Genomic DNA, 24,779 nt, shown 5'->3' on the forward strand with positions numbered 1-24,779 from the left:
CGGAGTAGTCATGACAGACAATTATGACCAATTGGCTTTGAGCTGGGTCAGAAAAGAAATCAATAATACTCTCGACCAAGCACGTCAGGGGCTGGAGAATTTTGCGGAAGATACGCAAGACCAGACTCAAATTCAGTTTTGTATCAATTGTTTGCATCAAGTACAAGGTACGTTGCAAATGTTGGAGTTTTCTGGTGCCGCGAGACTTGCGCAAGAAATGGAATATCTTGCGGACAAAATGTCGAATGATACTGGAGTTGCCGTTGAGTCTTCTTTTGAAGTTTTGATGCGCGCTTTACTACAAATGCCCGGGTATTTGCAACGCGTTGAAGAGGGACAAAAAGATATCCCTGTCGTATTGCTTCCGTTAATTAATGAATTACGTTCAGCCAGTGGGCTGACTGCATTAGAAGAAAGAGAATTATTTAGCGCTGGTAGTATGGATGTACTGCCGCCGAAAGCTGTTGAAAAAGTTTCGGAACAAGATAAAACTTCAGCGTTTCAAGAGAATGCAAAGAAACTGAGAGCGCATTATCAGAAAGGTTTGACCGGGTTAATTCGAGGTCAATCGGTTAAAGAATGCTTATCGAGAATCCACAAGGTTTTATTACGCCTGGAAGCGCTAACTGAGGGACACTCTGTTGCCCGTCTTTGGTGGGTGGCCGATGGCTTTATTTTCTCGATTGCCGAAGGTGGTCAGTACAAGAAAAAAGAAGTACACCAATTACTGGCCCAAGTCGACAAGCAAATCAAGCGACTGTCTGACCAAGGTTCAAGTGCACTCGAAGATAAAATTCCTGAATCTTTGTTGTCACAACTCTTATATTATGTTGCCCGTTCAAAGTCTCGCAATGAGCGTGTACAAGCTTTAAAAAGCGAGTTCGATCTTGAATCAAATCTTGTCGACAGTGAACAGGTTCAAGAAAGCCAACAACGATTGGCCCGTCCAGATTCAACGGCGGTTACTAATGTTGTCGATGCGATAAATGAAGAAATTGCAAGTCTTAAAGACCAGCTTGATTTATTTGTCCGTGCTCAAGCCAAGGATCCCTCGTCATTACAAAATTTAGTCGATAGTCTAAACCGTATTTCGGATACATTGACACTCCTTGAACTTGCCATCCCTCGTGATGTGGTTCGCCAACAAATCCGCAGTATCCAGAAACTTATTGATCTAAATAGTTTGCCTGATGATGCGGTAGTAATGGACATTGCTGGCGCATTATTGTTTGTCGAAGCAAACCTTAAAAATGTCAACCTCGAAATGAAAGAAGAGGCGGCAGATGAAGCTGAGTCAAGTGAGCGAAGCGAAGACATGGCGAAAGAGTCGCAGGTAGATGAAGCGACCTTTGCGTTGATTAAAGTTGCTCGTAAGTCGATGCAGTCGGCAAAAGATAGCATGATCAATTACATAGCATCAGGTTTCGACCGTTCAGCGTTAGAAGACGTACCCAAATTGCTCGATGAAGTGCTAGGCGGCGTTAGAATTGTTCAGTTTGATAAGGCTGCGGAAATTCTGCAAACCGCTAAAGAGTTTATTGAGCAAAGAATTATTGCAATTGATATTCAACCTAAAGAAGAACTCTTAGATGCGCTTGCTGATGTTGTCACAAGTGTCGAGTATTACTTAGAAGCTTCTGAAGAAGGCTCTCATCGCGGAGTCGGTTCGATATTGAAAGGCGCTCAAAAAAGTATTGATACGTTGACCGCTGCGCTGAGAGAAATGCCGGTAGTTGAGAAGGCTGCGGAAGTCATTGCGCCAGCAGAAAATATTCCAAGTTTAGAAGAAGTTGAGCAAACATTAGCACAGCAGGAAGCAAGTGAAGCTCATCAAGAGCAAGCGCCAGCTGAGGTCGTGACCCAAGAAACGGCAGAAGTTATACCCATTATGACTCCTGCTGCGGAAAAAGAAGTCGACGAAACTTTAATTGATGATGAAGTGCTCGAGATCTTCTTGGAGGAAGCGGAAGAAGAAATTGAAACGATTGAAGAAATGTTACCTCGCTGGATCAACAACCCGCAAGACGAGGACGCATTAACAACCATCCGCCGCTCATTCCACACTTTGAAAGGCAGCGGCCGGTTAGTTGGCGCGAGTACGATAGGTGAATTTAGTTGGGCAATTGAAAATATGCTCAATAAGGTCATAGAGGAATCGGTACCGGCGGAAACGCCAGTCACCTCAACGCTTAATGAAGCTTTCTCGTTGCTTCCTGCAATGGTCGATGCATTTTCAAAACAACAACCGATTGAAGTTGATTATCAACAAGTTATCGCGAAAGCAGAACACATTTCTGCGGGTAAACCAATATCTGAATTTGTGTATCAGACTGCAGCAGAAACGACCCAAGCTCCAGAAGTCGAAGAGAGTGCTCAGGAAGAATCAATTGATCCAGTATTGCTGGAAATCTTTACTGCAGAAGCGGATGGACATTTAGAGTCGATCACTGAGTTTTTAGCGGCAGCGCCTGCAGAAGGTTCAATTGGTGTTACTGACGAACTGATTCGCGCTTTACATACGCTCAAAGGTAGCGCGCATATGGCAGGCGTTGATTCAATCGCCGCCTTGACCGGACCCTGGGAAAAACATGCCCGTTTAGTCAAAGGCAGTAATCAACGATTTGAACAGCCAGCTATCAGTTTATTAAGAGATACTCAAAGTTATTTAGGTGAGACGCTTGCTAAGTTAAAAGCCGGAGAAACGCCGGATGTTGCACAATCTTCCGCGCTACAGCAACGCGTATTGGATTTAAAAGCGGTTGCTGGAGATTCTGGTGCCGATGTCAAACAGCGTGATCAACAGTTTGTCTCAATATTCCTTACCGAAGGTTTAGATATCCTTCATGAGGTTAGTAAGCTCAACGAATCATTGGGTGAGCAATTAGATAATCAGACATTAAAAGACTCAATCAGCAAAGAGCTTCAAGCGTTTTGGCAAGGCGCCAAAATGTTGGCTATCGATGAGCTAGAATCGCTCGCGAAGTTAGGGGTTGATTTAGCCAATTTTGTTGCCGGTCATGGAAACTTAAGTGGCGAGGTCAATGACCTGTTCAACGAAGTCGTTGACGGGCTGAACAGTATGCTTAATCGCCTCGCGTCAGAAGAAAACTTACAGTCACCACAAGCATTAGTCGACAAAGTTTCTCAATGGATAGAGTCTGCTGGTATGGCTTCTGCGCCGGAGGATATGGATGTTGAACTGGTAGAGCTTTTTGTAGAAGAGGGCGAAGAGCTTATCGAAATGGCGCGAGATCTGTTGGCGCGCTGGAAAGATAACCTCAACAGCAAAGAGATCAACGGTGAGCTCCGTCGTATTTATCATACCCTAAAAGGTAGTTCGAGAATGGCCGGTGCGATGAGTATTGGTGAACTCGGATATGCTGCGGAGGATATGTTCAATACAGTTGTCGATTTCGGTCGTGAAGTGTCGGAAAAAGATTATGGCATCGTGTCGAAAACAACGGACAAATTGGATTCAATGATTGCAGAGTTGAAGACTCTCCGTTGGCCCTTAGAGCCAACCAGAGAAATCCAAGAAATCCGTCACTTCTTATCACCAGATACTGTGCCTGCACCTGAGCCTGAGTCTGCTCCATCTGTAGTCGAAGTAGCTGAGCCAGAGTTAGAGTTAGAGTCACTTGAAACGGATACTTTAGCCGCTGAAGAGTCTATGGCTTTACCAGAGGTTGAGTCCGACGAGTTCGAATTGGCCGACGAAGCAACTGATACCGAAGAATTTGTAGAAATGGGACTTGATGAGTCGGCACTGGTTGAAGACGAATATGAAATTCCGGTACTGGAAGACTCGCTTGAATTAGAGCAACAACCTCAATCTGATACAGAGGGCGAAATTCCTTTCCTTGATGAAGAGTCCATAGTCGAAGGTATTCCTGAGTCAGCAGAAGAAATTCAAATTCAATTACCGGAAGAATTGACGGAAGAAGAAATTCCTACGATTGATGAAACCGTAACTGAAGAGACCGTCGCCGATTTACCAGAAATTACTTTTGATGAGCCCTCAGTAGAAACGAGCGAGGAGATTCCTGAGTTCGTCGCTGAGACTGAGTCGTTAGAAGTGAGCGAGATTGAGGCCGCTCAACCAGAGGAAGAAGAAGCATTTGAATTCGGAACGCCAGACGAAGAACTCCTGTCAGAGTCTGAAACGGCGGAAGAAATAGAAGCATTAGAAACCACAGATGCGACAGATCAAGAATCGCTCTTAGAGTCGCATGAGGACAGTGAAGAAGCCTCAATTGAAACCGCAGATGAAGAAGCGATGACGGCTGAATTTGCGGAAGAGTCGGTTGCAGAAGAGCCTCTTGAACAAGAACTCGTCGCGGAAGAGCCTTACATTGAGGAATCATTCGCAGAAGAGTCGGTTGTTGAAGATTCAATGCCGGAAGAGCCTCGAGTTGAAACTGAAGAGATGTCCGCGCCAATGATAAGCGAGGTTGCGGAGGACTCTGACTATCAGGCAGAGTTGGTCGCGCAAGCTGAGGCTGACTCTACTACTGAGGTCGTTGTTGAAGATACGATCGCGCCTGCCGCGCCAGTCGTTGTTACCGGTGATGTTCATCAAGTTGAGCTGGATGAAGATGGCGAAGAAGTACTAGAAATATATTTAGAAGAAGCGGACGAATTATTGGTCGCTTTGGATGAATCTCTCCACGACTGGTCAGAGTCTCATGATAACAAGGACGCAATCGATTTACTCCAAAGAACACTGCATACTTTCAAAGGTGGTGCGCGTCTTTCTGACTTAGTCATTCTCGGGGATTTAACCCATGAAATGGAAACCTACTTCGAGAAAGTCAATAGCGGAGAGTTTAAACCCAATCAACAAAGTGTTGATTTCATGCTGCAAGGCTACGATGTCATTGAAAATCTGGTTAATGAAGTACGTAACCAACGTCAAATGACAAAACCGACACAGTTTATGCAGCAACTCGAGTCACTCATTAAAAACGGAACATTGGGAGATGTCTCAGAACAAGAAGCTGTTGCAGATAAACCCGTTGAAGAGATAGTCGAGACGTTACTCGAACAAGAAACAGCTGAGACAGAAACTAAAAAATCTGCAGATGTTGTTTCTTTTGAAGCCAAGAAACAACAGCAAGAAGAAGCTAAGCAAAAAGCGCCAGCAACACAAGATGTGGTTCGTGTAACCTCTAATCAACTTGAAAATCTGGTAAACCTAGCGGGCGAAACGTCAATATTTAGAGCGCGTCTCGAGCAGCAAATGTCTGTATTACGATACAACCTCGAAGAGATGACGTCGACGGTTGAGCGTTTGCGTGAGCAGTTACGTAATCTCGACATTGAGACAGATGCGCAAATTTCCTATCGCCGAGAAATATCGGGTGGTGTTGATTACGAAGACTTTGATCCTTTGGAGATGGACCGATATACGCGTCAGCAGGAATTAACACGAGGCCTCAGTGAATCCGCAGTCGACTTGTTAAGCTTAAAAGAAACACTCGATATGTTAACCGCTGATTCGGAAACACTATTGCTTCAACAAGGACGCGTAGCGACCGAAATGCAAGAGAGCTTAATGCGTACTCGGATGATTCCGTTTGAGAGTTTGGTACCTCGATTACGCCGAATGGTTCGTCAGATCAGCACCGAGTTGGGGAAAACCATCGAACTTTCCATCAGTGCAGATGGTGAGATGGATAGAACCGTACTCGAGAGAATGATTGCGCCGTTAGAACACATGCTGCGTAACGCGATGGACCATGGTGTTGAGCCTCCCGAAGAGCGAGTGGCAGCGCAAAAGCCTGAAACAGGTAGCGTGAAGATTTCGATGTACCGTGAAGGGAATGAAGTATTTATTAAGATCCAAGACGATGGTCGTGGGTTAAATTTACAAGCTATTCGCCATAAAGCGATTGAAAAAGGGTTAATTAACGATCAGTCAGTACTGAGCGATCATGAGTTACAACAATTGATTTTGGAAGCAGGCTTTAGTACCGCCGAAAAGGTCACGCAAATTTCTGGCCGTGGGGTTGGAATGGACGTTGTGGCGAGTGAAATCAAACAGCTCGGTGGAATTATTGAAATTGATTCGATTCAAGGATCGGGTACAACGTTTACCGTTAAGTTACCGTTTACCATGTCGGTAAACCATGCATTGATGGTACAAATCAGTGATGATGTTTATGCGATACCGCTATCCAATATTGAAGGTATTGTGAGAGTTAGTCCGTTTGAACTAGAAGAATATTACAACAATCCAGGATCTGCGTTTGAGTATGCAGGTATCGATTATTCAATGTATTACTTAGGGCAAATATTGGACCATCAATCATCTGCTAACTTACAGGGGGTAACACAACCTTTACCTGTTTTGTTACTGCATGGCGCGGATCATCCAACTGCCTTGCAAGTTGATGACTTGTTGGGTAGTCGTGAGATTGTTGTAAAATCAATTGGTAGTCAGCTCAGTTCCATTAGTGGACTGTCTGGTGCAACGATTCTTGGTGATGGTCGGGTTGTTCTAATTCTTGATATGCCTGCCTTGATACGCCGAATTGATGTTACAACGACAGCAGAGGCGGGAGATGTTTCTGTTGTTGAAGTTGAAGATATTGGTGTACCAAAAGTGATGGTGGTCGATGACTCGATTACGGTGAGAAAAGTTACTACGCGTTTGCTAGAGCGGCATGATTTTGAAGTAATTACCGCGAAAGACGGTGTCGATGCGTTAACCGTTTTGGGTGAACAAAAACCGGATGTAATGTTACTGGATATCGAAATGCCGCGTATGGATGGTTTCGAATTAGCAACAATTATCCGACATGACCAGGCGCTTAAAGACTTGCCGATCATTATGATTACATCACGTACAGGTGAGAAACATAGAGAGCGAGCCGAACAAATCGGGGTCAATCAGTATATGGGTAAACCTTATAATGAAGTAGACCTTCTAGAATCGATTTCAGCCTTATTGCCTAAACGATCCTGAGGAAGAAAGTGAGTGGTTTAAAAATAGGGTTGGTATCGCCGGCGAGTGATGAGAGTGTTCAATTAGCCTCTTTACTCGTCGAGAACGGCGCGGAAGTTACCCACAACTTAACTCCAGAACAAATTGCTGACGAGCATGTATCGGATGAAGCAATTCACGTATGGTTATTGAGTGTTGATGACGATTCATGGGACGACTCGGTTGACCACCTCCTCGATGAATCGGAGATTCCGGTCTATTTTAATGAACCGGGAACTCTAACCAAGCAAGCGCACCCGGAATTCTGGTGCAAAAATTTAATCACCCGTTTATATGAAATTACCGGTCTTGAACCGGATGCCTCTGCTGAAGAACCTGCCGCTGAAGCTAGCGTTGAAGACACACTTAGCGAAGAAAACCCAAGTGAAGAAATAGCAACGGCTAGCGAAACGGAGTTAGAAACTGATGTCGCTAGCGTACCCGAGAGTGATACGCCATTAAGTCAGTCACTTGAAGATTTAGAGGTGTCAACTCGAGATTTGCCTCAAGATGTTGCTGCTGAACTGGTCTCAGAGCTCGAAAGTATTTCTCCGGTGCTTAACGAATCGCCGTCAGATATAAACGAAATCAGCTTGGAGTCAGAGACCAATGCCGATGCAGTAGTGCTAGAATCTCATTCAGAACCAGAACCAGAACCAGAACCAGAACCAGAACCAGAACCAGAACCAGAACCAGAACCAGAGGAAAACTTGGATCTTGATATTGAAGTCGATGATTCATTGGAAGACTTTGCGGAATCTGATTCTGAACTAGTACTAGATGATTTTTCGCTAGCGCTCGATGACGAGGTTGACCAACTTGAGCCTGAATTAACGACTGCTCGCTTAGATGACGTTCCAGAAATGGCTAACGGCGAAGCCGAAGCAAATACAGCCGATCCGCTCGATGATATTGCGCTGCCTCTCGACGAGTCATTGGAACATGAGTCTTCTGGTTTATTAGAGGTTGAAACTGATGATTCTCGACTTAGGGTTGAAGAAGTAAAGCCAGAAAATGCCCTTTCTTCACAAGATAGTCTGAGTTTTGAATTAGAGTTAGATGAAGAAGTAGAAGAACTCTCTTTAGAGCCGATATCATTGGAAACCGACTCTCTTGAAACTGTTTCGATTGAGAAAGAATCGCTCGAATCCAATTTGCTTCAAGAAGATGATGAATTATTCATTGAGTCTCAGTCTGAAGATGAGTCAAGCTTTGAGTTGGAAGCTGGTGGACTTGAGCTAGAAGCTATAGAGCAAGGAGACTCCCAACGACAGGCTGAAATTGAATTACCAGAGTTGGATAGTTCTCAAGATGAAGAGCCGGAACTTAATACTGGTGGTTTAGAGCTTGAGAGTATCGACGATGATTCGTCTAATCAACCAATTTCAGGTAAAGCTCAATACGTTATTGATGATGAAGATTTGGTGCCTGATGGAACAGACATTAATACCAACCAGCCTAAAGCCGAAGAAACCGAAGAGGATGATGGCGGATTATCGTTAGAGGCGCTACCAGAGGAACAAATTAACACGGGACGGGCAGTATTTATTGATGAAGAACCTGAGGTTATTGAAGAGCAAGCCGCAGAGTTGTCAGAAACACTCGATTCGAGTCCAGAAGATGAAGCCGGAGGGCTAAGCCTAGAAGCGATTGATGAAGAGGCGAAACCTGAATGGTTAAGTGCACTGGATGAAGAAGCCGAACAGGTGGCCGAGCCAATTGTTAGTGATTTAGATGACGCAGTCGAGAATCAAGCTGACCAAGAAATGGAGTTTGATTTCGACTTAGAAGGGATGGAAGACTCTAGTGCGCCAGATGAGTTTCAGCTCGACATCGAAGAAACGACTGATTTAAATGGTTCAGCGTTAGAGCTTAACGAAGATTTAGCGGGTGAAGCGCTGTCATCAGAAGACAACCTTTTACCGGAAGAAGAAATGTCACTCGATGACACACCTTCTCATCAAGATATTTTGGACGCGGAGATTTCATCGGGGATTGAGCTCGATGAAGATTTGATCAAAGATATTGCTCGAGAAGCTTTAGGTGATGACTTAGTTTCCCACCAGGATAGCGTAGCGCTATCGGCCGAAGCTGTTGAACTGGATAAATTAGTTGAGGAAACTACAGAGAGCGCTACAGAGAATACTGTAGAGAACAACAATTTAGTCGAAGCGCAAAAGATCGAACCTTCTATTGGCGACGATGAAGTTTTGCTAGACGACGATTTGCAAGAGTCTTTGATAGACAGCACGAGCGATAATTTTAAGCTCGACACGGTCGAGCCTGAAGTAGAAGATTTACTGACTGAAGATAGTTTTGAAGACGGTTTTGTAGTCGATCCCGTTGAAGAACCCACCGATTCAGGTTTTGATTTCACATCGCTTTCATCAGATGATGAGCCGCAGACATTTGAAATTCCCATGCTCGATGAAACCGCAGGAAATATTGAGTTTGAGGAAAAAATAGAACCCAAATATGAAACGCGATATACACCATGCTGGGTTATTGGCGCTTCTCTTGGCGGACCAGCTGCGGTGAAGCGGTTTTTAAATGCGGTTCCGGCAGATATCAATGCAAGTTTCATAATCGCGCAACATATCGATGAAAATTTCTTGCCGGTGCTTGCCGAAATTCTAACAAACAGTAGTCAGTTCACGGTGTCTGTTGCCCAAGGAAGCAATGATATGAATCCCGGTAATGTTTACTTGGCACCATTAAAAGGCAAGCTTGTATTTTTGCAAGATGGATCGATGTTGGTCGATCATTCACAGAAATGGAGCGCACCCTATTCGCCTTGCATTAATGATGTCATTGAAGCCGTGAGTTCTGTTTATGGTGATTTGTCTGGAGCGATCATTTTTAGTGGTATGGGTGAAGACGGTTTAAATGGTGCGAAAAAAATGCGCCAAGCCGGAGGGCAAGTTTGGGCACAATCTACTGACACTTGCGCTAATCCTTCGATGCCCGAGTCGGTTATCAATAACGGAGAGGCTGATTTTATAGGCACCCCAGAGCAATTGGCAGAAAAACTTGTCGCTGAGTTAAAAGGTTCAGTTACAATGGCTGGCTGATGCGTGAAAGTCAGTTAAACGAAAGTGAGAGAAAATTATGGCTGAAGAGTTACAAGAAGTATATAGCTTGATGATTCCAACGGTTCAAGGCAACATTTTATTGCCTAACTCTAATGTGGCCGAAATCGTTCCCTTTAGTAACGTTGAGTTGTTTCAAAATATGCAAGACAAACCCGCTTGGTTTTTGGGGCATTTGTATTGGCGAGGGCAAGAGATCCCATTGATTTCAATCGATGTTATTCGCGGCGAAGAAGATCCTCAAGCAAACAAACGATCTCGTGTTGCTGTTGCACATACGCTGAATCAAAATCGAGATCTACCTTATATTGCGATCGTTGTACAAGGAATCCCTCGACTGTCCCATGTTAATCCTGAAAACATTAAGATCGAAGATCGACCTGTGTCTGCGGCTGAAAAAATGCATGTCACAGTGGATAACATCAGTGCCGCTATACCTGATTTAGATTCTTTAGAAGAGATGATTGTCTCCGCGCGCCGTGAAGCCTAAAAGTAGATTGACCAATCGACACCAATACCCCTGATTCACAGCTAAAACTGTTCTGGCCAATTATTGCAATTGGCACAGGACTTGGATTTTTTCTTTCTTGGAGTGTCTTGAGCGGCGATGCACAAGGGCGCGTTAATTTACTCTATTTACTTCTCATCTATTTGCTGTTGCCTATTGTGAGCCTGCTTGTTTCTTTGTTGTCGTTAATTAAGGGTAAAGGAATAAATTTGGCAAGGCTCGCTTTGGCCGCGCCATTGTGGGGGCACAGTATTCAGCAACGGCTCCATCGACTTGCACAATGTAGTTTGGACAAACATTGGTTATTTTTTCAAAGTCAGGCGGCGGCATTGGGGTTTTCGTTGGCGAGTTTAGCCACCTTTTTTATGCTTCTGATCGCGACTGATATAAATTTCGTTTGGCGAAGTACCATTTTAGATGCTGCCGATATGTTACCCGTTTTGGAATTTTGGGCATCACCTTGGAGCTTTTGGCAAAGCGCTCAGCCATCATTGGAACTTTTGCAGATGACTCAAGACAGTAGAATCAATGGTAGTCATTCGTCAGCAAATTTATATGCTGCTTGGTGGCCTTTTGTTCTCGCCACTCAGCTATTTTATTGTGTCGTTTTACGAACTGGGTTGTTGATTGTTGTGTTTCAGCTCTACAAAGTCAAACAACGTAGTGATTTTACCAATCAGCTTTCTTCTGAAATATTTTCTAGCACCGTAAGGCAAGAAAACTTAGAGTATGCACCTTTAGTTCATGAAATTCCTCATTGGCTTGCCGTCAATAACTGGGCTGGTGCAGAATTAGAATTACTAACTTCCGTCAATCATGGCATGAGAATGGATAATTTGATGAATGCTGGTCCGCTCGCAAGTGAGCAAGAAAGAGGCTTCGCAGCAAGATGGCAAGGTGAGCAGGTTATCCTAGTCAAAGCCTGGGAACCTCCGCTTGGAGAATTGTCGGATTTCATGATAAACGGCTCGGGTTTTATTTGGCCATTAGATTGGAAACAAAATCAATTAACAAAGGTAAATCAAAACCACCTAGACGAATGGCGTCGCTTTGTTGCCAAGCATAAAAATTGGCAAGTATATTTGCCGAATTCTTTACTACCTACAGATTATGTTCACTCGGAGACGTCCTCGTGAAGCGCGCTGCATTTGCCGTAATTGGTCATCCCAATAAAGGTAAGTCTTCGATTGTTTCTACACTCGCAAGAAATGATGAAATTTTGATTTCACCACAAAGCGGAACAACCGTTGAAGCCAATCGTGTTCGAATTGAAACCGAAAATGCTGGTTATGAGCTAATTGATACGCCTGGCTTTCAGCGGCCGACTCAAGTATTAAAATGGTTAAAACAAAGAGCTAACAGTGCGGACCAAAGAGCTGCGGCGGTTGCCGAATTTGTATCAGATTCAAACTGCCAGGAGAATTTTCCTGATGAAGTACAGCTACTCAAACCCGTTATTGACGGTGCGGCAATTTTATATGTTGTCGATGGTTCACGACCTTATGGCGCTGAATATGAATCTGAAATGGAAATCTTACGATGGACGGGGCGACCCAGTATGGCGCTCATCAATCCAATTGAAGGGAATGATTATGTGGATGAATGGAGTAGTGCACTAGCGCAATATTTTAAAACTGTCAGGGTGTTTAATCCGATGCTCGCCGAGTTTGCAGCGCAAATTGAGTTGTTAACAACTTTTGCTCACCTAAATCCCGAATGGTCGAACAATATTGAAAATCTCACTGCCGATCTTAAACGCGCAAGGCAAACTCAGCGCCAAAGAGCTGCGATTATTTTAGCGCGTTTATTGCAAGATTTGTGTGACTTTAGAGCGTCGCAAAAAGTGTTGGATCAAGCACAAGCCGAGACAATTCAACCGATATTGGTTGAAACTTATCAAAACTGGATGAAAGCGACAGAGCGCAAAGCCATCGAAAAGTTGTTTGCCTTGTACCAGCATTTCCATACGCCATTAGAAATTGATCAGTTAGAACTTCCTCCCGACTTATTCGATTGTGAACAATGGTACGCTTGGGGACTCAACAAAAAGCAATTAGTCGCAGCAGCTGCGGTGGCGGGAATGGCAGCAGGGGCTGCCGCTGATTTGGTGGTGGCTGGGTCGAGTTTCATGCTAGGGGCTATAGGCGGCGGAATTCTGGGCGGCGGTACCGCTTGGTTTGGCGCAGACAAGCTACTTGAAATAAAGCTAAAAGGATTACCGCTTGGCGGGTATGAGGCTTCATATGGGCCAATCAGCAATCGCAACTTTCCTTATGTGATAATTGGGCGTTTTTTGTTTTTGTATCAACAAATTAGTCGAAGAAATCATGCCGTTAGAGACACTCTAACGGTTAATCCTAAAGCGTTACAATTACAAATTGATCAGCTGGAAAGCTCACAAAAAAAAGCCATACATCAAGTATGCGAAAAGCTATCGAAGCAAAAAGTTGTTGAAGACTTAGACAAAACGCTAGCGCCACTATTTAGTGAGTGAATCATTAAAGAGTGTTTGGTTTTTTATTGCAAGCCGAAGGATTCCGTTACAATTAATCAGTCGACGAACTTGTATCGATTGCCTAGTCTATGTGAATGATATCGTTCCGACAGTCGCGTTAGTTGTTAACCGCAAAACATGCCATACCATTCCACAATCAGTAAACTCATACTGGCTTTGCTTGCTAGCTTTGTTGTGATTTATTCAGTTCCCGCTGAGTCAAAAGCGGTGCGCACTCACACCTATCAAATTAAAATTAACCCAGAATTGACTTATGCTGCTGTCAACATCTGCTTTGATGGCAAGGTGCCGGAGTATTTGATTGTTGATTATCGTAAAGCGACAAAAAATCTCATACAAATTCCAGAAACAAAGGATGGTTATATTGAATTTGAAGGGCGTTATTGGAAAACTAAGTCGCTCGCTGATAACGCTTGTATAGACTATAAAGTTAATATCAGTGATCACAAACGCAAACGCAGAGCCAATGTAAAAAATGAAGCGCTGAGTTATTTTTCGGAAAATACCTGGTTATGGTTACCGGAGAAAATTAAGTCAGACGAAGAAGTTGAAATAAAATTTGATTTACCGGAAAGTTACCGAGTGTCAGCGCCATGGAAGATGATGGATACAAAGGGTAAACACTTTGTTGTTGGCAAACTTCCTCAAGATTGGGGTTTTACCGTGGTTATTGGAGAATTTGATCTCAGACAAGTTTCTCTACAAAGCGGCGGTAAGCTCAATATTGCCATTATGGACAATGTAAAACAAAAAGATAACTTGGTTCAATGGGTCAAAGATACCGGTGAATCTTTGGGGCGTTATTTAGGTAAGTTTCCACTGGATCAATTGCAAGTTGTGATGCTCCAAAGTCGCAAAAGTTATCGAAGCCCTGTGCCTTGGGGAGAAGTGAAGCGTGGGAGCGGATTTGGTATCATTTTGGTTGTTGCCAGCGAGCGTAAAATCGAAGATTTTTATCGCGACTGGACAGTGACACACGAGTTCGGTCACCTGTTGATTCCTAATGTAAAATACAGAGATATATGGCTGTCTGAAGGGCTTGCTTCTTACTTACAATATGTTCTGATGGCGCAAGACAACCATCTCACTCATAAGCAAACCTGGCAGCGTTTATACGAGGGCTTTGAGCGTGGACTCCGCGGCACAGTGTCAACTTCAAAAGAGCAGCTGGTCGACACTGTCAAAAACCGACGGCGCGGTGGTGGTAGCGGACGTACCAAGCGGATTTACTGGAGTGGTGCCGTTTACTTCTTTTTGGCGGATATACAATTGCGAGAAAAAACCAATGGGGAGATGGACTTGCCCAAGCTATTGGCCAAATTGAACCAATGTTGTATTCAGTCCACCCAAGAATGGACAGGAGTTCAACTTTCAAAGAAACTTGATGAGTTATCCGACTCGCAAATTTTTAGTCAACTCTATTCTCAAATTGCTTACAGTTATGAGTTTCCGGATTTTGAATCAGCTTATGCGAAACTGGGTATAACAGCGAAAGAAGGACAAGTGAAAATCGAAACTCAAACCGGTCAAGCATTACGAGAATCAATTCTGCTAAACCCTAAAATGGTTGATAGCACTCGACAAGAACAAGTCGGCGAACGCTAGTCACTTGTCAACTTAAGAATAGTTAAACAACGCGATATTTAACTTAAATCTCCGAAAGTGGTTTGAAGGATCGCAATGGTGGCGAGCCCAGCTGTTTCTGTCCTTAAAACTCTTGGGCCTAATCTAATTCCGAGCGCGCCGATTGATTTCAGTTTGTCCAAGTCAGAAGGTGAAAAACCGCCTTCTGGACCAATGTAAACTGCGATGTTTTTTGTTTTTGGGAGATCGGTAATACGCGAGGTTGCAGTAGGCTCGAGTATGAGGTGCAGTGTATTTTCATCCCCCGGCAAATTCTTGATTTGCACCGGAGGGTTTATCTTGGGAACGATCGCTCGACCCGATTGCTCACAAGCACTGATTGCAATATTTTGCCAATGCACTAATTTCTTTTCTTGTCGTTTGTTATCGAGTTTAACATTACTTCTTTCGGTGAAAATGGGTGTGAAATACTTCACGCCGAGTTCCACGCTTTTTTGAATAATTAAATCCATTTTGTCTCCACGCGCAATACCCTGAAACAAGTGAATATTGATGGGTGACTCGTTTTCCAGATTAATTTTTTCAGTGATAGTAACCGCGCAACTTTTCTTTTCAATCGCTGTGATTTCTGCAATATAGTCAAAACCGTCGCCGTTAAAAAGTATCAGTGAATCACCAACACTATACCGGAGCACCTGAATACAATGATGGCTTGCTTCTTTTGGAAGTGGAAGCTCGTTCCTTACGGCGAGAGTAATTGGGGCATAAAATCGATGGATTCGCATGTTCAAACTGATCTGTTGATTACAACTTAATAATAAGCAAAAAAAAGGCGGAAATAAATTCCGCCTTTGAGTGACTCAAACCTTTTTTAGTAGCGGTAATGGTCAGGCTTGTATGGACCATTCACATCCACATTGATATAGTCAGCTTGCTCTTGACTTAACACGGTCAGTTTGGCACCGATTTTTGTCAAGTGTAAACGGGCGACTTTTTCATCAAGGTGTTTTGGTAATACATAAACTTCTGTAGTGTAGTCATCACCATTATTCCAGAGTTCCATTTGTGCAATTACCTGGTTGGTAAATGAAGCTGACATAACAAAGCTTGGATGCCCTGTTGCACAGCCAAGATTAACCAAACGGCCTTCTGCAAGTAAGATGATTTTTTTACCATCGGGGAAAATAACATGGTCGACTTGCGGCTTGATATTTTCCCATTGTAAGTCTTTGATCTCTGCAACTTGGATTTCATTGTCAAAATGGCCAATGTTACAAACGATTGCTTGGTCTTTCATTTCTGCCATATGCTCTTTTCGGATAACATCAAAGTTACCGGTTGTTGTGACAAAAATATCGGCTTGATTGACAACATCTTCAACGGTTACGACACGGTAACCTTCCATTGCAGCTTGTAGAGCGCAGATCGGATCAATTTCAGTAACAAAAACTGTCGCGCCTTGTCCGCGTAATGATTGCGCGCAGCCTTTACCGACGTCGCCATAGCCACAAACAACCGCTATTTTTCCGGCGATCATTACATCGGTTGCGCGTTTGATACCATCAAGCAATGATTCACGACAGCCGTATAAATTATCAAACTTCGATTTAGTCACAGAGTCGTTTACGTTAATCGCAGGGAACGGCAAGGTTCCTTCTTTAGCCATTTGATTAAGACGGTTAACGCCGGTGGTTGTCTCCTCGGTAACACCTTGGATATTGGCGCTCGCACGTTCATAGAAAGTGGCGTCTTTCTCTAGCTGTTTTTTGATCGATGCATAAAGGAAGGTTTCTTCTTCGCTGCCTGGGTTATCTAAAACACTGATGTCTTTGGCAGCTTTTTGGCCAAGAATCACGGCTAAAGTAGCATCGCCACCGTCATCCAAAATCATGTTGGCGGTTTCGCCATTGCCCCAATCAAGAATATTGTGGGTAAATTGCCAGTATTCCTCTAATGTTTCGCCTTTGTAAGCAAAAACCGGGATACCTTTAGCCGCGATAGCCGCTGCCGCATGGTCTTGAGTAGAGTAAATGTTACACGAAGCCCAGCGAACATCTGCACCGAGTTCAACTAAGGTTTCGATTAGCACGGCAGTTTGAATCGTCATGTGAAGTGAACCTGCAATTCGAGCACCTTTTAGTGGTTTACTCGCAGCAAACTCTTCACGCATAGCCATTAAGCCCGGCATTTCGGTCTCAGCGATAGCTATCTCTTTTCGACCCCATTCTGCTAAAGATAGATCTTTGACGTAAAAGTCATTGGTAGTTGACATTTTATGCTCTCCAGTTGAATAGAGCGCCCTTGAATAGTTTTTGGCTGGCTAATTGAGCGTGACGGAAGAACCCGCTGCAGCGCCCCTCAATTAGCCAGTTGGCCGTAACTGCCATTAGCAAGTACGGCCAAAGGTAATCTGTAGATCAATTATAACCCAGCATCGGCACGAAGTGCTTCTGCTCTGTCGGTTTTTTCCCAAGAAAAGTCTGAGTCTTCTCGTCCAAAATGACCATAAGCGGCGGTTTTTTTGTAGATAGGGCGTATTAGGTCAAGCATTTGGATAATTCCAAATGGCGTTAGATCGAAATGTTTGGCGACTAATTGCGACAGTTTTTCTTCACTGACTTTGCCGGTGCCAAAAGTGTTTAGACTGATGCTAGTGGGCTCGGCGACACCAATTGCGTAAGAAACTTGAATTTCGCAGCGATCAGCTAGACCTGCTGCAACGATGTTTTTCGCAACATATCGTCCGGCGTAAGCAGCAGAACGATCAACTTTTGATGGGTCTTTTCCTGAAAATGCGCCGCCACCATGGTGGGCAGAACCACCATAGGTATCAACAATGATCTTTCGGCCGGTGAGTCCGCAGTCTCCGACAGGGCCACCGATTACAAAATTTCCGGTTGGATTGATATGAAACTTAGTATCGGCATGAATAAGAGCTTCGGGCAAAACCGGTTTGATAATCAGCTCTCTCACGGCCTCTTGAAGATCAGAGAGGCTCACATCAGGATTATGTTGAGTCGAGAGGACGACGGCATCAATTGCAGCAGGCTTGCCATTCTCATAGCGAAGCGTGACCTGACTTTTCGCATCGGGTCTCAACCAAGAAAGAGTACCATTTTTCCTTACTTCTGCTTGGCGCTCGACCAATTGATGTGACCAGGTAATCGCCGCTGGCATCAATACCGATGTTTCGTTGGTGGCGTAGCCAAACATCAGGCCTTGGTCGCCCGCACCTTGTTTTTCTTTACTTTCTCGGTCAACGCCTTGGTTGATGTCAGGAGATTGCTTGCCAATGGCATTGATGACTGCACAGGTTTGCCCGTCGAAGCCCATTTCCGAACTGGTATAGCCAATATCGCAGATGGTTTGACGAACGACATCTTCTAAATCAACCCAAGCACTGGTGGTAACCTCTCCCGCCACAATCGCCATGCCTGTTTTTACCATTGTCTCTACAGCAACACGAGCTGAGGGATCTTGACGAATAATTTCATCGAGAACGGCGTCGGATATTTGATCGGCGATTTTATCAGGGTGGCCTTCTGAAACTGATTCAGAAGTAAACAAGGAGTATTCAGCCATTCGCAAAAACCTCTGGTGGGAATCGTTTATATTCAGTAATTTAGCAATTAGAATGTCCGTATAGACGTCTATTAGCTACCATTTGAGCGCAATTGTACAGATAAAACAGCGGTATTTCACGGATTTTAAACGTAAAAAGATATTGCATTGGCAATATCAATGAAATCATCGCTTTTTATCAATGTTTATTCGAGTCATTGAGCAAAAGTTTTTACGCAATAAGTGATAAATTGGTTCGCTGCACTATATTGCTGAATAGCACTTTTTTGCGCGTCGTTTGTGCAACAGTCCCGTAAAACTGGTGACGCCAGTGTATATGATCAGTGCCATTGAAGAACTGAGGGACTGGCCGTTTTCGAGTATCGCGATATAGGATTGATATAGGCTCGCTAGCATTCCAACTGCACTGACAACAGTCATTGCGGATAGCGCTTTATCATAGGTAACTGATAAACTATTGAGATAAAAGAACAAGCCCACGAACAAAAATGCGATGTGCATGTTTAAGTTCAAGGGTTCGTAGACTGCTAAGTAGAGTTCTTTTGAACAAACGGTTAATGTAATAAAGCCGAACATACCGATCCATAAGCTACGATAGATGTGTAATTCTCATTGAAAGAATAAACTAAGGCGAGAGTAAATAAGTCGAGTTTGCTTCATCGCGCTCTTTAAAATTAAAGTTGAATATCAGTATAACGAGTAATGCCTGATAATATTCGTCAGGTTTAAATGGAGATTTTTAATTCGATACACCAGAATGTCTGACCTCGAATATAGGAAAGCCTATAAAAATTAAGCGAATACAAAAATAAACAAAAGTGACGTGATGAATTTTTCAAAACCACTAGAATCAACAAAACTAATAAAGCGATATAAAAGATTTTTAACTGATGTTATACATCCTGAACTAGGCGAAATGACTGTGCACTGTCCGAATACCGGGTCAATGAAAAATTGCTGGCAAGAAGGTTGGACTGCATGGGTTCTAGACAGTGAAAACCCCAAAAGAAAGTATCGGTATACTTGGGTGCTCAGCGAAAATTTACGAGGAGAGTTTATTGGCATTAACACACATTTTGCCAATGATATTGTTTTTGAGGGAATTTCAGATGGCAAAGTAGCCGAACTCGGCGAGTTTATAGAAATAAAAAAAGAAGTAAAGTACGGTGAAGAAAATAGTCGAATCGATATTTTATTAACGGATAAAAATAATCAAAAAGTATTTGTAGAAGTGAAAAATGTGACATTACTGGAAGAAGATGGGGTGGGGTATTTCCCAGACGCAGTAACGACAAGAGGACAAAAGCACATTCGGGAGCTTCAAAAAATGAAACAAGCGGGCCACCGAGCGGTTTTATTTTTTTTGGTTCAACATTCTGGAATTGACTCGGTTAAACCGGCTAAACATATTGATACAAAATATGCGGAGTTATTGGCTGAAGCAATGGACTCTGGTGTTGAAGTTTTAGCTTATAACACTAAAATCACGCCCCGGTCGATTGAGTTAGCCAAAAGGGTAGTATTTCGGGTATAAAATATTTCTCGTTTGGTTATAATTTCGAGCTTACTGTTTAAGTACAATACAAAAATTAAAAGCGAAGAAACGAAAAGCCTAAATCTCCAAATGAGATTTGGGTGTTTTTATTCAATTATGAAAATAAAAGGGTGTTTTAGAGAGTCAAGGCTGACCTCTAAAACAAATTAATTGCGGGCGAAAAGCTTCAACTTATGCTGTTGAGGCTTAAATACTATAAAAAGATTGCATAAGCATCAATATAACTAATCAATGAGATAATATGACTTCTAATTACTAATTTTGTTTAGTAAGATGTTTATCTTGATTTGTTATATTTGTAGTTAGCAATTCTTTTTTGAAGGGTAGTACGTGGAAAAAAGTTCACACATGCTGAAGGTTGGAGAGTTTGTTCTCAATACTGACAGCCGTAAACTCTACGACAAAGATAAAAAAGAAGTTGCGCTCGCCCCAACTCTATTTTCCCTACTCAAGTTTTTTATTGATCACCAAAATCAAACCTGCTCCAAAGACATGATTATCGACAACGTCTGGAAAGGAAAGATCGTTGTTGAAGCAAATGTTAATCAAAATATTAAAAAACTTCGTGATGTGCTTGGTGACTCGGCTAATGATCCGCGTTATATAGAAACTGTCACAGGTGAAGGGTTTCGGTTTGTTGCTAATTCGGAAGAGTACAAATCTTCGCCAGTAGAAAAAATTCGAACAAATACGCTTCTTGTTATCGCCTCAATGACTTTGCTCTTGGTTGTCGTTTTACTTTCTAATTTTTTTGACGACTCTGATGATAATTTAGCTGAAATAAAAGACTTGTTTCCGCTTACTACCTTGAAGGGGATAGAAAATTACCCTGATTTGAGCGACGATAAGAAATATTTACTTTTTAATCATAAGAGAGGCGAGTCTGGCTCATGGGATATCTATATTAAGCCCATTGATAAAGAGTCATATCACGTTTTGCTCGAATCCAGTGATAACGAGCTATTTCCGGTTTTTTCTCCTTCACAAGATAAGTTAATGTATTTCGCTAAAAACAAAAGCGAATGTGGAATATTTATTAGAGCACTCGACATAAATAATTACACTGTTGGCGAGCCTTCACTTGTTAAACGGTGTGATTCAGTTGCGCAGAGGATGAAGGCCGACTGGTTAGATGAAAGTAATATTTTTATTAGTATAAATGAGAATAACACGGCGCCATCGAGCATCTACCAAATTGATCTCGCTACTAATGAGCAGATACTCATATCGAAGCCTAATGAGAAGGGGTTTGGTGATTATACTTTTCAGTATTCCAAGTCTGAAGAAAAATTAGCGTACGTAAGAAATATTGGGTGGTCCTCTTCTGAAGTGTGGGTCTACGATTTGCGTGAGCGAACTCACAGTAAAGTAATAACAACTCCACTTTTGCTGCATGATGTAGGCTGGACGCATGATGGAAAACTACTATTTCAATCTGGGTACAAGCAAGTGTCGACCCTCGATATATCTAATAATACAGAGACTGTCGTAGCAAGGTTTCTTTCAAAGGTTTTTATACCATTTGAAATAAACGCTAATACAATTGGGGTGATGACTGGTGCTTATAACGTAATCGATATTGGAATGTTCGATATGGAAAGTGGGTCAACTAAGTCCATAGTAAGTTCTAGTTTTAATGATTACTCTGCATCGCTAGGAGCTAATTTTATAGCTTTTATTTCAAACCGTTCTGGCGAACCACAAATTTGGATCAAAGATTCAGAGGATAATTTTAAGCAAATTACATTTTTTAAGAACACTTTTGAGCTAGCCGAAGTTTATGCAACTAAAGAGGACAATCTAATTGCGTTTAATAAAAGCGGTCATATAAATATTTATGACACTAACGGTAACGAAATATATAACTCAGAAAACTACTCTAGTTATTCTTACATGAATCCGATAATCGATACCGCTCGTCAACGAATTCTTGCCGCAGTTCAACAAAATGGAGAGTGGCAAATAGAGTCCCGTTCACTGAAAGACTTGTCAGATAGAAAAGTTTTGTTCGAAGGGGTTTCTGCGAGACCTTGTCTTGAAGATGATTGTATTTTGTTCTTCAAGGATTCTGACCCATTTATCTATAGTTTTTCTCCAAAGAATAACTACAGCGAGCAAGTTGCCAAAGTTGAATATCTCAGAAATATACAGCAGTGGGATATTGTCGATGAGGAGCATATTTTGTTTGTTGAGCAAGGAGACTCGGATAATAATTTTGTAAAATTTAATATCAAAACAGGTGAGCGTCTCGAGATCTACAAATCATCAGGAAATAGGTTTTCGTTAGACTACACAGAGGGCAAGATCAAGTTATACATAAACATCGCTTCTAGCGGCAACACTGATCTAAAAGTATTTGAATACTAGTCGCTTTAAACTAAAGCGAACGCAGTGGGATAGCCTTATTTCAAATCACATCCAGAGATTTATCTGTTAGTTATCTTAATTTATACATGATTTATTTGTTTTTGAACTATCTGAATGGTCATTATTAAGAGGCAATCCAGTGTAATATTAAACGAGGAATAAATTATGTATAAGTTGTTGGCTGTATTATTTCTAACTTTTTCACTCTCTGCTGCATCGAGTGAGAATCCATCAGAAGCAAAAGAAGAGTCCAGTTTAATGGATGATCTTTTCAATACGTTGCTCACCGTTCCGGGGTGCGATACTTTCCCTGAGTGCGATGAAGATGATTCATCGGAGCAAGCACAAATGGAACTTTTAGAAGACCTAGAGAAACAAGCTCCACCGTCAGAAGATAAGAAGTAGTTAAACTTGTGTTATCGAACACAAAGGCACTTTAGAGCAGTGCTCGAAACGCAGGGGAAAATGGAAACCTACTAGATTAGGTAACCGAATGGATTCATAAATAAGTAATAAAAAATCGATTTTTCGGGTACTTTGTATACTAAGTCACTCTCTGCGGAGGGTGACTTTGACACTTTAAGTCAAGCCACCCATATTTATCCAAATTCATACCAATATCTCACATATTTATCTCAATTTATATCCTTTTAAATCAATGGGTTAATGAAATTTATCTCAATTTATGTGCTTTTCGAATCTCACCTGGGTATCTTGAGGTTGTGGCCAGCGAAATCGGTTAATGAGATTAAAAATTAACGCGTTATTGCAACTGGCACCTTTAAATCAATATGAAGTTTGTTTGGAGAATTTACGTTGAAAGTTGTTGCTACTAATAAAATCACAGAAGCCCAATCAAGATATCCAGCTGCAGATAATCATCTATGCGCTTGGTACCTGATTATGAGCCGAGGCAACTTCCATTCGGAACAGGACTTACGTGCCACCTTTGGTGACATGCGCGGATTTAACTATCAGTACAAGTTCCCTATTCCGGAAACAACCTTACTTGTTCACACTTTAATCAACTTTGAGTCGCAGGTGGCTTATATCGATGAGATTAAGCCAGGAAATCACTAGAGGAATGAAACGATGCAAGAGACACTAGAAAGAGCAGTTATACACTGGAATATGGTGGCACCAGTGGTCGATACGCCTAAGTGCCAAGAAGACTATGAGACTTTAATCGGTAACCTGAAAGAGACCATTGAGCTGGTTCAAAACCGACCGAATAGTCCACTAGCTGGGTTGATCAAGGCAATGTCTCGTGCAGCTCAGGAATACGAGAGCACCCACATGCTCAAGCAACAAGGTGGCGCGCTGTTAGCATTACGTTACTTAATCAAGTTGCATGGTGTGAAACAGTCGGATTTAAAAGAAATTGGAAGTCAAGGCGTGGTTTCAGAAGTTCTTAATGGTAAGCGCTCGCTAACCTTAAGACACGTGCGGTCACTATCACGTCGATTTAATGTTTCACCAAATACGTTTATTGACGCTTAATACTTCGTTCTTCTCAAAGCGAGGGGCATTGCCCCTCGATTTGAAAGATGTTGTCGCTATTATTATTGATTAACAATTTGTTTGTTAACCTGCGCTTTTAGTGCAGTAAGTTGTTGAGAGACAGCATAAAGCTCCATCTTCAACTGTGCGACTTGGGCATTAACCGGATCTGGTTTAGCCGTCTTCTTACTGGTCGCTTGATTACCTTTAAGCCACCGATATACCTGTCGATTGGATACTCCGAAATCTTGGGCAACTTCCGCAATAAGACGTCCGCGTTCACCGATCTGTTTGATTACTTCGTGTTTCATTTTTTCGCTAGAATTCATGATGGCACTCCAAATTATCGTTTGAACCACTGTTATTCTTATCAACATTGGTGCCAACTTTTTTCCCACAGATTTACCGCTAGTAAATCGCGAAATATAAATATTTTGAAGAAAAACACCCCTAAATAGTTGATACGGGGCTATTGATGAGGTCAAGTTTGGTGCAATGCGTCAGTGAGTTGCACCGAAACTAAACAAAAAGCGTGTAGTAACACAGTGGATACAACACGCGAAGGAGAAATTGGTGCTTTGATAGACAAGACTGTCGGTTGAAAGCGTTGGTTAACGCGCTTTAGGACGCTTTTGCACGTCGTGTTTGTTACGATAAATTTTCGCTGATTCTTTATTAGCCTTGTGTTGTAAGCGAGCTTTTTCTTTTTTAGTCACTACACCATCAGCTTTGGCTCGGTTTTCCATTCGCTGCAGTTGGGCTTGCCCGCGAACCATTCGAGCAGTTTCTTTTTTAGTCAGTTCGCCACTCTTTATGCCTTGAGCAATTCTCGCTTTTTGATTGGCCTGGCGTTCATTCAGGACTGGTGTTTCGGCGAGTATTTGACCATTAAAAGTGAACATTAATGTCGCTGCGATAGTTATTTTGAATAAGTATTTCATAATGAACTCCTAAGTTATTAGTTTCGTTTTATGCTCATAACTCTCATAACGAAGCAAATTGCCATTGGTTGACACTTAGCCTTCGATTTATCAAAAAAGACCTATTCGCTTTTAGTGGGTTAATGGTTAGTCAGGCAAGCAGGTATTTTGCCG

17 protein-coding genes and 1 riboswitch are annotated in these 24,779 nt (G+C 42.5%); of the genes, 11 read left to right on the plus strand and 6 right to left on the minus strand.

Going from position 1 to position 24,779, the window contains the following annotated elements; translation table 11 throughout:
• The first annotated feature begins 10 nt into the window (after window positions 1-10).
• The 6 genes from FLL45_RS14190 to FLL45_RS14215 all read left to right on the plus strand — a co-directional run bounded on the left by FLL45_RS14190 (window position 11) and on the right by FLL45_RS14215 (window position 14,702).
• The gene (locus FLL45_RS14190) at window positions 11-6,967 is read left to right on the plus strand and encodes a hybrid sensor histidine kinase/response regulator (RefSeq protein WP_142942713.1); all 6,957 of its coding nucleotides are present in this window, start codon (window positions 11-13) and stop codon (window positions 6,965-6,967) included.
• An 8-nt stretch (window positions 6,968-6,975) separates the two neighbouring features.
• A complete protein-coding gene (locus tag FLL45_RS14195) occupies window positions 6,976-10,056 on the plus strand; it encodes a chemotaxis protein CheB (RefSeq protein ID WP_185964468.1) in 3,081 nt (1,026 codons plus the stop codon).
• A 37-nt stretch (window positions 10,057-10,093) separates the two neighbouring features.
• Window positions 10,094-10,564, plus strand: a complete 471-nt coding sequence (locus FLL45_RS14200; RefSeq protein WP_142942715.1) for a chemotaxis protein CheW — start codon at window positions 10,094-10,096, stop codon at window positions 10,562-10,564.
• 107 nt (window positions 10,565-10,671) lie between these two features.
• The gene (locus FLL45_RS14205; RefSeq protein ID WP_185964469.1) at window positions 10,672-11,718 is read left to right on the plus strand and encodes a DUF2868 domain-containing protein; all 1,047 of its coding nucleotides are present in this window, start codon (window positions 10,672-10,674) and stop codon (window positions 11,716-11,718) included.
• On the plus strand, window positions 11,715-13,076 hold the full coding sequence (locus tag FLL45_RS14210; RefSeq protein WP_142942717.1) for a DUF3482 domain-containing protein: 1,362 nt from the start codon (window positions 11,715-11,717) through the stop codon (window positions 13,074-13,076). Before FLL45_RS14205 ends, FLL45_RS14210 begins: the two co-directional genes overlap by 4 nt.
• Window positions 13,077-13,214: 138 nt before the next feature.
• Window positions 13,215-14,702 (plus strand): gluzincin family metallopeptidase, encoded by a 1,488-nt coding sequence (locus tag FLL45_RS14215; RefSeq protein WP_142942718.1) that lies wholly within the window; start codon window positions 13,215-13,217, stop codon window positions 14,700-14,702.
• A 38-nt stretch (window positions 14,703-14,740) separates the two neighbouring features.
• Here the strand turns inward: FLL45_RS14215 and FLL45_RS14220 are convergent, their stop codons facing one another.
• From FLL45_RS14220 to FLL45_RS14235, 4 genes are all read right to left on the minus strand, one after another.
• On the minus strand, window positions 14,741-15,466 hold the full coding sequence (locus FLL45_RS14220; RefSeq protein WP_142942719.1) for a 16S rRNA (uracil(1498)-N(3))-methyltransferase: 726 nt from the start codon (window positions 15,464-15,466) through the stop codon (window positions 14,741-14,743).
• Window positions 15,467-15,552: 86 nt separating this feature from the next.
• Window positions 15,553-16,953, minus strand: a complete 1,401-nt coding sequence (ahcY, locus tag FLL45_RS14225; RefSeq protein WP_142942720.1) for an adenosylhomocysteinase — start codon at window positions 16,951-16,953, stop codon at window positions 15,553-15,555.
• A gap of 14 nt (window positions 16,954-16,967) precedes the next feature.
• A riboswitch (S-adenosyl-L-homocysteine riboswitch) is annotated at window positions 16,968-17,047 on the minus strand.
• 55 nt (window positions 17,048-17,102) lie between these two features.
• Window positions 17,103-18,263, minus strand: a complete 1,161-nt coding sequence (gene metK / locus FLL45_RS14230) for a methionine adenosyltransferase (RefSeq protein WP_142942721.1) — start codon at window positions 18,261-18,263, stop codon at window positions 17,103-17,105.
• A 243-nt stretch (window positions 18,264-18,506) separates the two neighbouring features.
• Window positions 18,507-18,839 (minus strand): hypothetical protein, encoded by a 333-nt coding sequence (locus FLL45_RS14235; protein WP_142942722.1) that lies wholly within the window; start codon window positions 18,837-18,839, stop codon window positions 18,507-18,509.
• 250 nt (window positions 18,840-19,089) lie between these two features.
• Between FLL45_RS14235 and sfsA the strand changes: the two genes are divergently transcribed.
• The 5 genes from sfsA (at window position 19,090) to FLL45_RS14260 (ending at window position 23,685) form a co-directional block, all read left to right on the plus strand.
• Window positions 19,090-19,797 carry a DNA/RNA nuclease SfsA gene (gene sfsA / locus FLL45_RS14240; RefSeq protein WP_142942723.1) on the plus strand — a complete coding sequence of 236 codons (708 nt, stop codon included), beginning with the start codon at window positions 19,090-19,092 and terminating at the stop codon, window positions 19,795-19,797.
• A 351-nt stretch (window positions 19,798-20,148) separates the two neighbouring features.
• On the plus strand, window positions 20,149-22,185 hold the full coding sequence (locus tag FLL45_RS14245) for a winged helix-turn-helix domain-containing protein (RefSeq protein WP_142942724.1): 2,037 nt from the start codon (window positions 20,149-20,151) through the stop codon (window positions 22,183-22,185).
• A 165-nt stretch (window positions 22,186-22,350) separates the two neighbouring features.
• Window positions 22,351-22,590 (plus strand): hypothetical protein, encoded by a 240-nt coding sequence (locus FLL45_RS14250; protein ID WP_142942725.1) that lies wholly within the window; start codon window positions 22,351-22,353, stop codon window positions 22,588-22,590.
• A 411-nt stretch (window positions 22,591-23,001) separates the two neighbouring features.
• Complete coding sequence (locus tag FLL45_RS14255; RefSeq protein ID WP_142942726.1) at window positions 23,002-23,265, plus strand: type II toxin-antitoxin system HigB family toxin; 264 nt, start codon at window positions 23,002-23,004, stop codon at window positions 23,263-23,265.
• Window positions 23,266-23,277: 12 nt separating this feature from the next.
• Window positions 23,278-23,685 (plus strand): helix-turn-helix domain-containing protein, encoded by a 408-nt coding sequence (locus FLL45_RS14260; RefSeq protein WP_142942727.1) that lies wholly within the window; start codon window positions 23,278-23,280, stop codon window positions 23,683-23,685.
• Between the two features lie 62 nt (window positions 23,686-23,747).
• Here FLL45_RS14260 and FLL45_RS14265 read toward each other — a convergent pair whose 3' ends face one another.
• The gene (locus tag FLL45_RS14265; protein ID WP_185964470.1) at window positions 23,748-24,014 is read right to left on the minus strand and encodes a transposase; all 267 of its coding nucleotides are present in this window, start codon (window positions 24,012-24,014) and stop codon (window positions 23,748-23,750) included.
• Between the two features lie 282 nt (window positions 24,015-24,296).
• Complete coding sequence (locus tag FLL45_RS14270) at window positions 24,297-24,626, minus strand: hypothetical protein (RefSeq protein WP_142942729.1); 330 nt, start codon at window positions 24,624-24,626, stop codon at window positions 24,297-24,299.
• Window positions 24,627-24,779 lie beyond the last annotated feature (153 nt).

This window comes from Aliikangiella marina (assembly GCF_007004765.1).
In the GTDB taxonomy this organism is placed as follows: Bacteria; Pseudomonadota; Gammaproteobacteria; order Enterobacterales; family Kangiellaceae; genus Aliikangiella; species Aliikangiella marina.

Bases quoted from the DNA above. Each gene is read 5' to 3' on its own strand.
- FLL45_RS14250 (WP_142942725.1), top strand. From the start codon at position 22,351: ATGTATAAGTTGTTGGCTGTATTATTTCTAACTTTTTCACTCTCTGCT.
- FLL45_RS14200 (WP_142942715.1), top strand. From the start codon at position 10,094: ATGGCTGAAGAGTTACAAGAAGTATATAGCTTGATGATTCCAACGGTT.
- FLL45_RS14270 (WP_142942729.1), bottom strand. From the start codon at position 24,626: ATGAAATACTTATTCAAAATAACTATCGCAGCGACATTAATGTTCACT.
- FLL45_RS14215 (WP_142942718.1), top strand. From the start codon at position 13,215: ATGCCATACCATTCCACAATCAGTAAACTCATACTGGCTTTGCTTGCT.
- FLL45_RS14220 (WP_142942719.1), bottom strand. From the start codon at position 15,466: ATGCGAATCCATCGATTTTATGCCCCAATTACTCTCGCCGTAAGGAAC.
- FLL45_RS14190 (WP_142942713.1), top strand. From the start codon at position 11: ATGACAGACAATTATGACCAATTGGCTTTGAGCTGGGTCAGAAAAGAA.
- sfsA (WP_142942723.1), top strand. From the start codon at position 19,090: ATGAATTTTTCAAAACCACTAGAATCAACAAAACTAATAAAGCGATAT.
- FLL45_RS14265 (WP_185964470.1), bottom strand. From the start codon at position 24,014: ATGAATTCTAGCGAAAAAATGAAACACGAAGTAATCAAACAGATCGGT.
- ahcY (WP_142942720.1), bottom strand. From the start codon at position 16,953: ATGTCAACTACCAATGACTTTTACGTCAAAGATCTATCTTTAGCAGAA.
- FLL45_RS14235 (WP_142942722.1), bottom strand. From the start codon at position 18,839: ATGTTCGGCTTTATTACATTAACCGTTTGTTCAAAAGAACTCTACTTA.
- FLL45_RS14260 (WP_142942727.1), top strand. From the start codon at position 23,278: ATGCAAGAGACACTAGAAAGAGCAGTTATACACTGGAATATGGTGGCA.
- metK (WP_142942721.1), bottom strand. From the start codon at position 18,263: ATGGCTGAATACTCCTTGTTTACTTCTGAATCAGTTTCAGAAGGCCAC.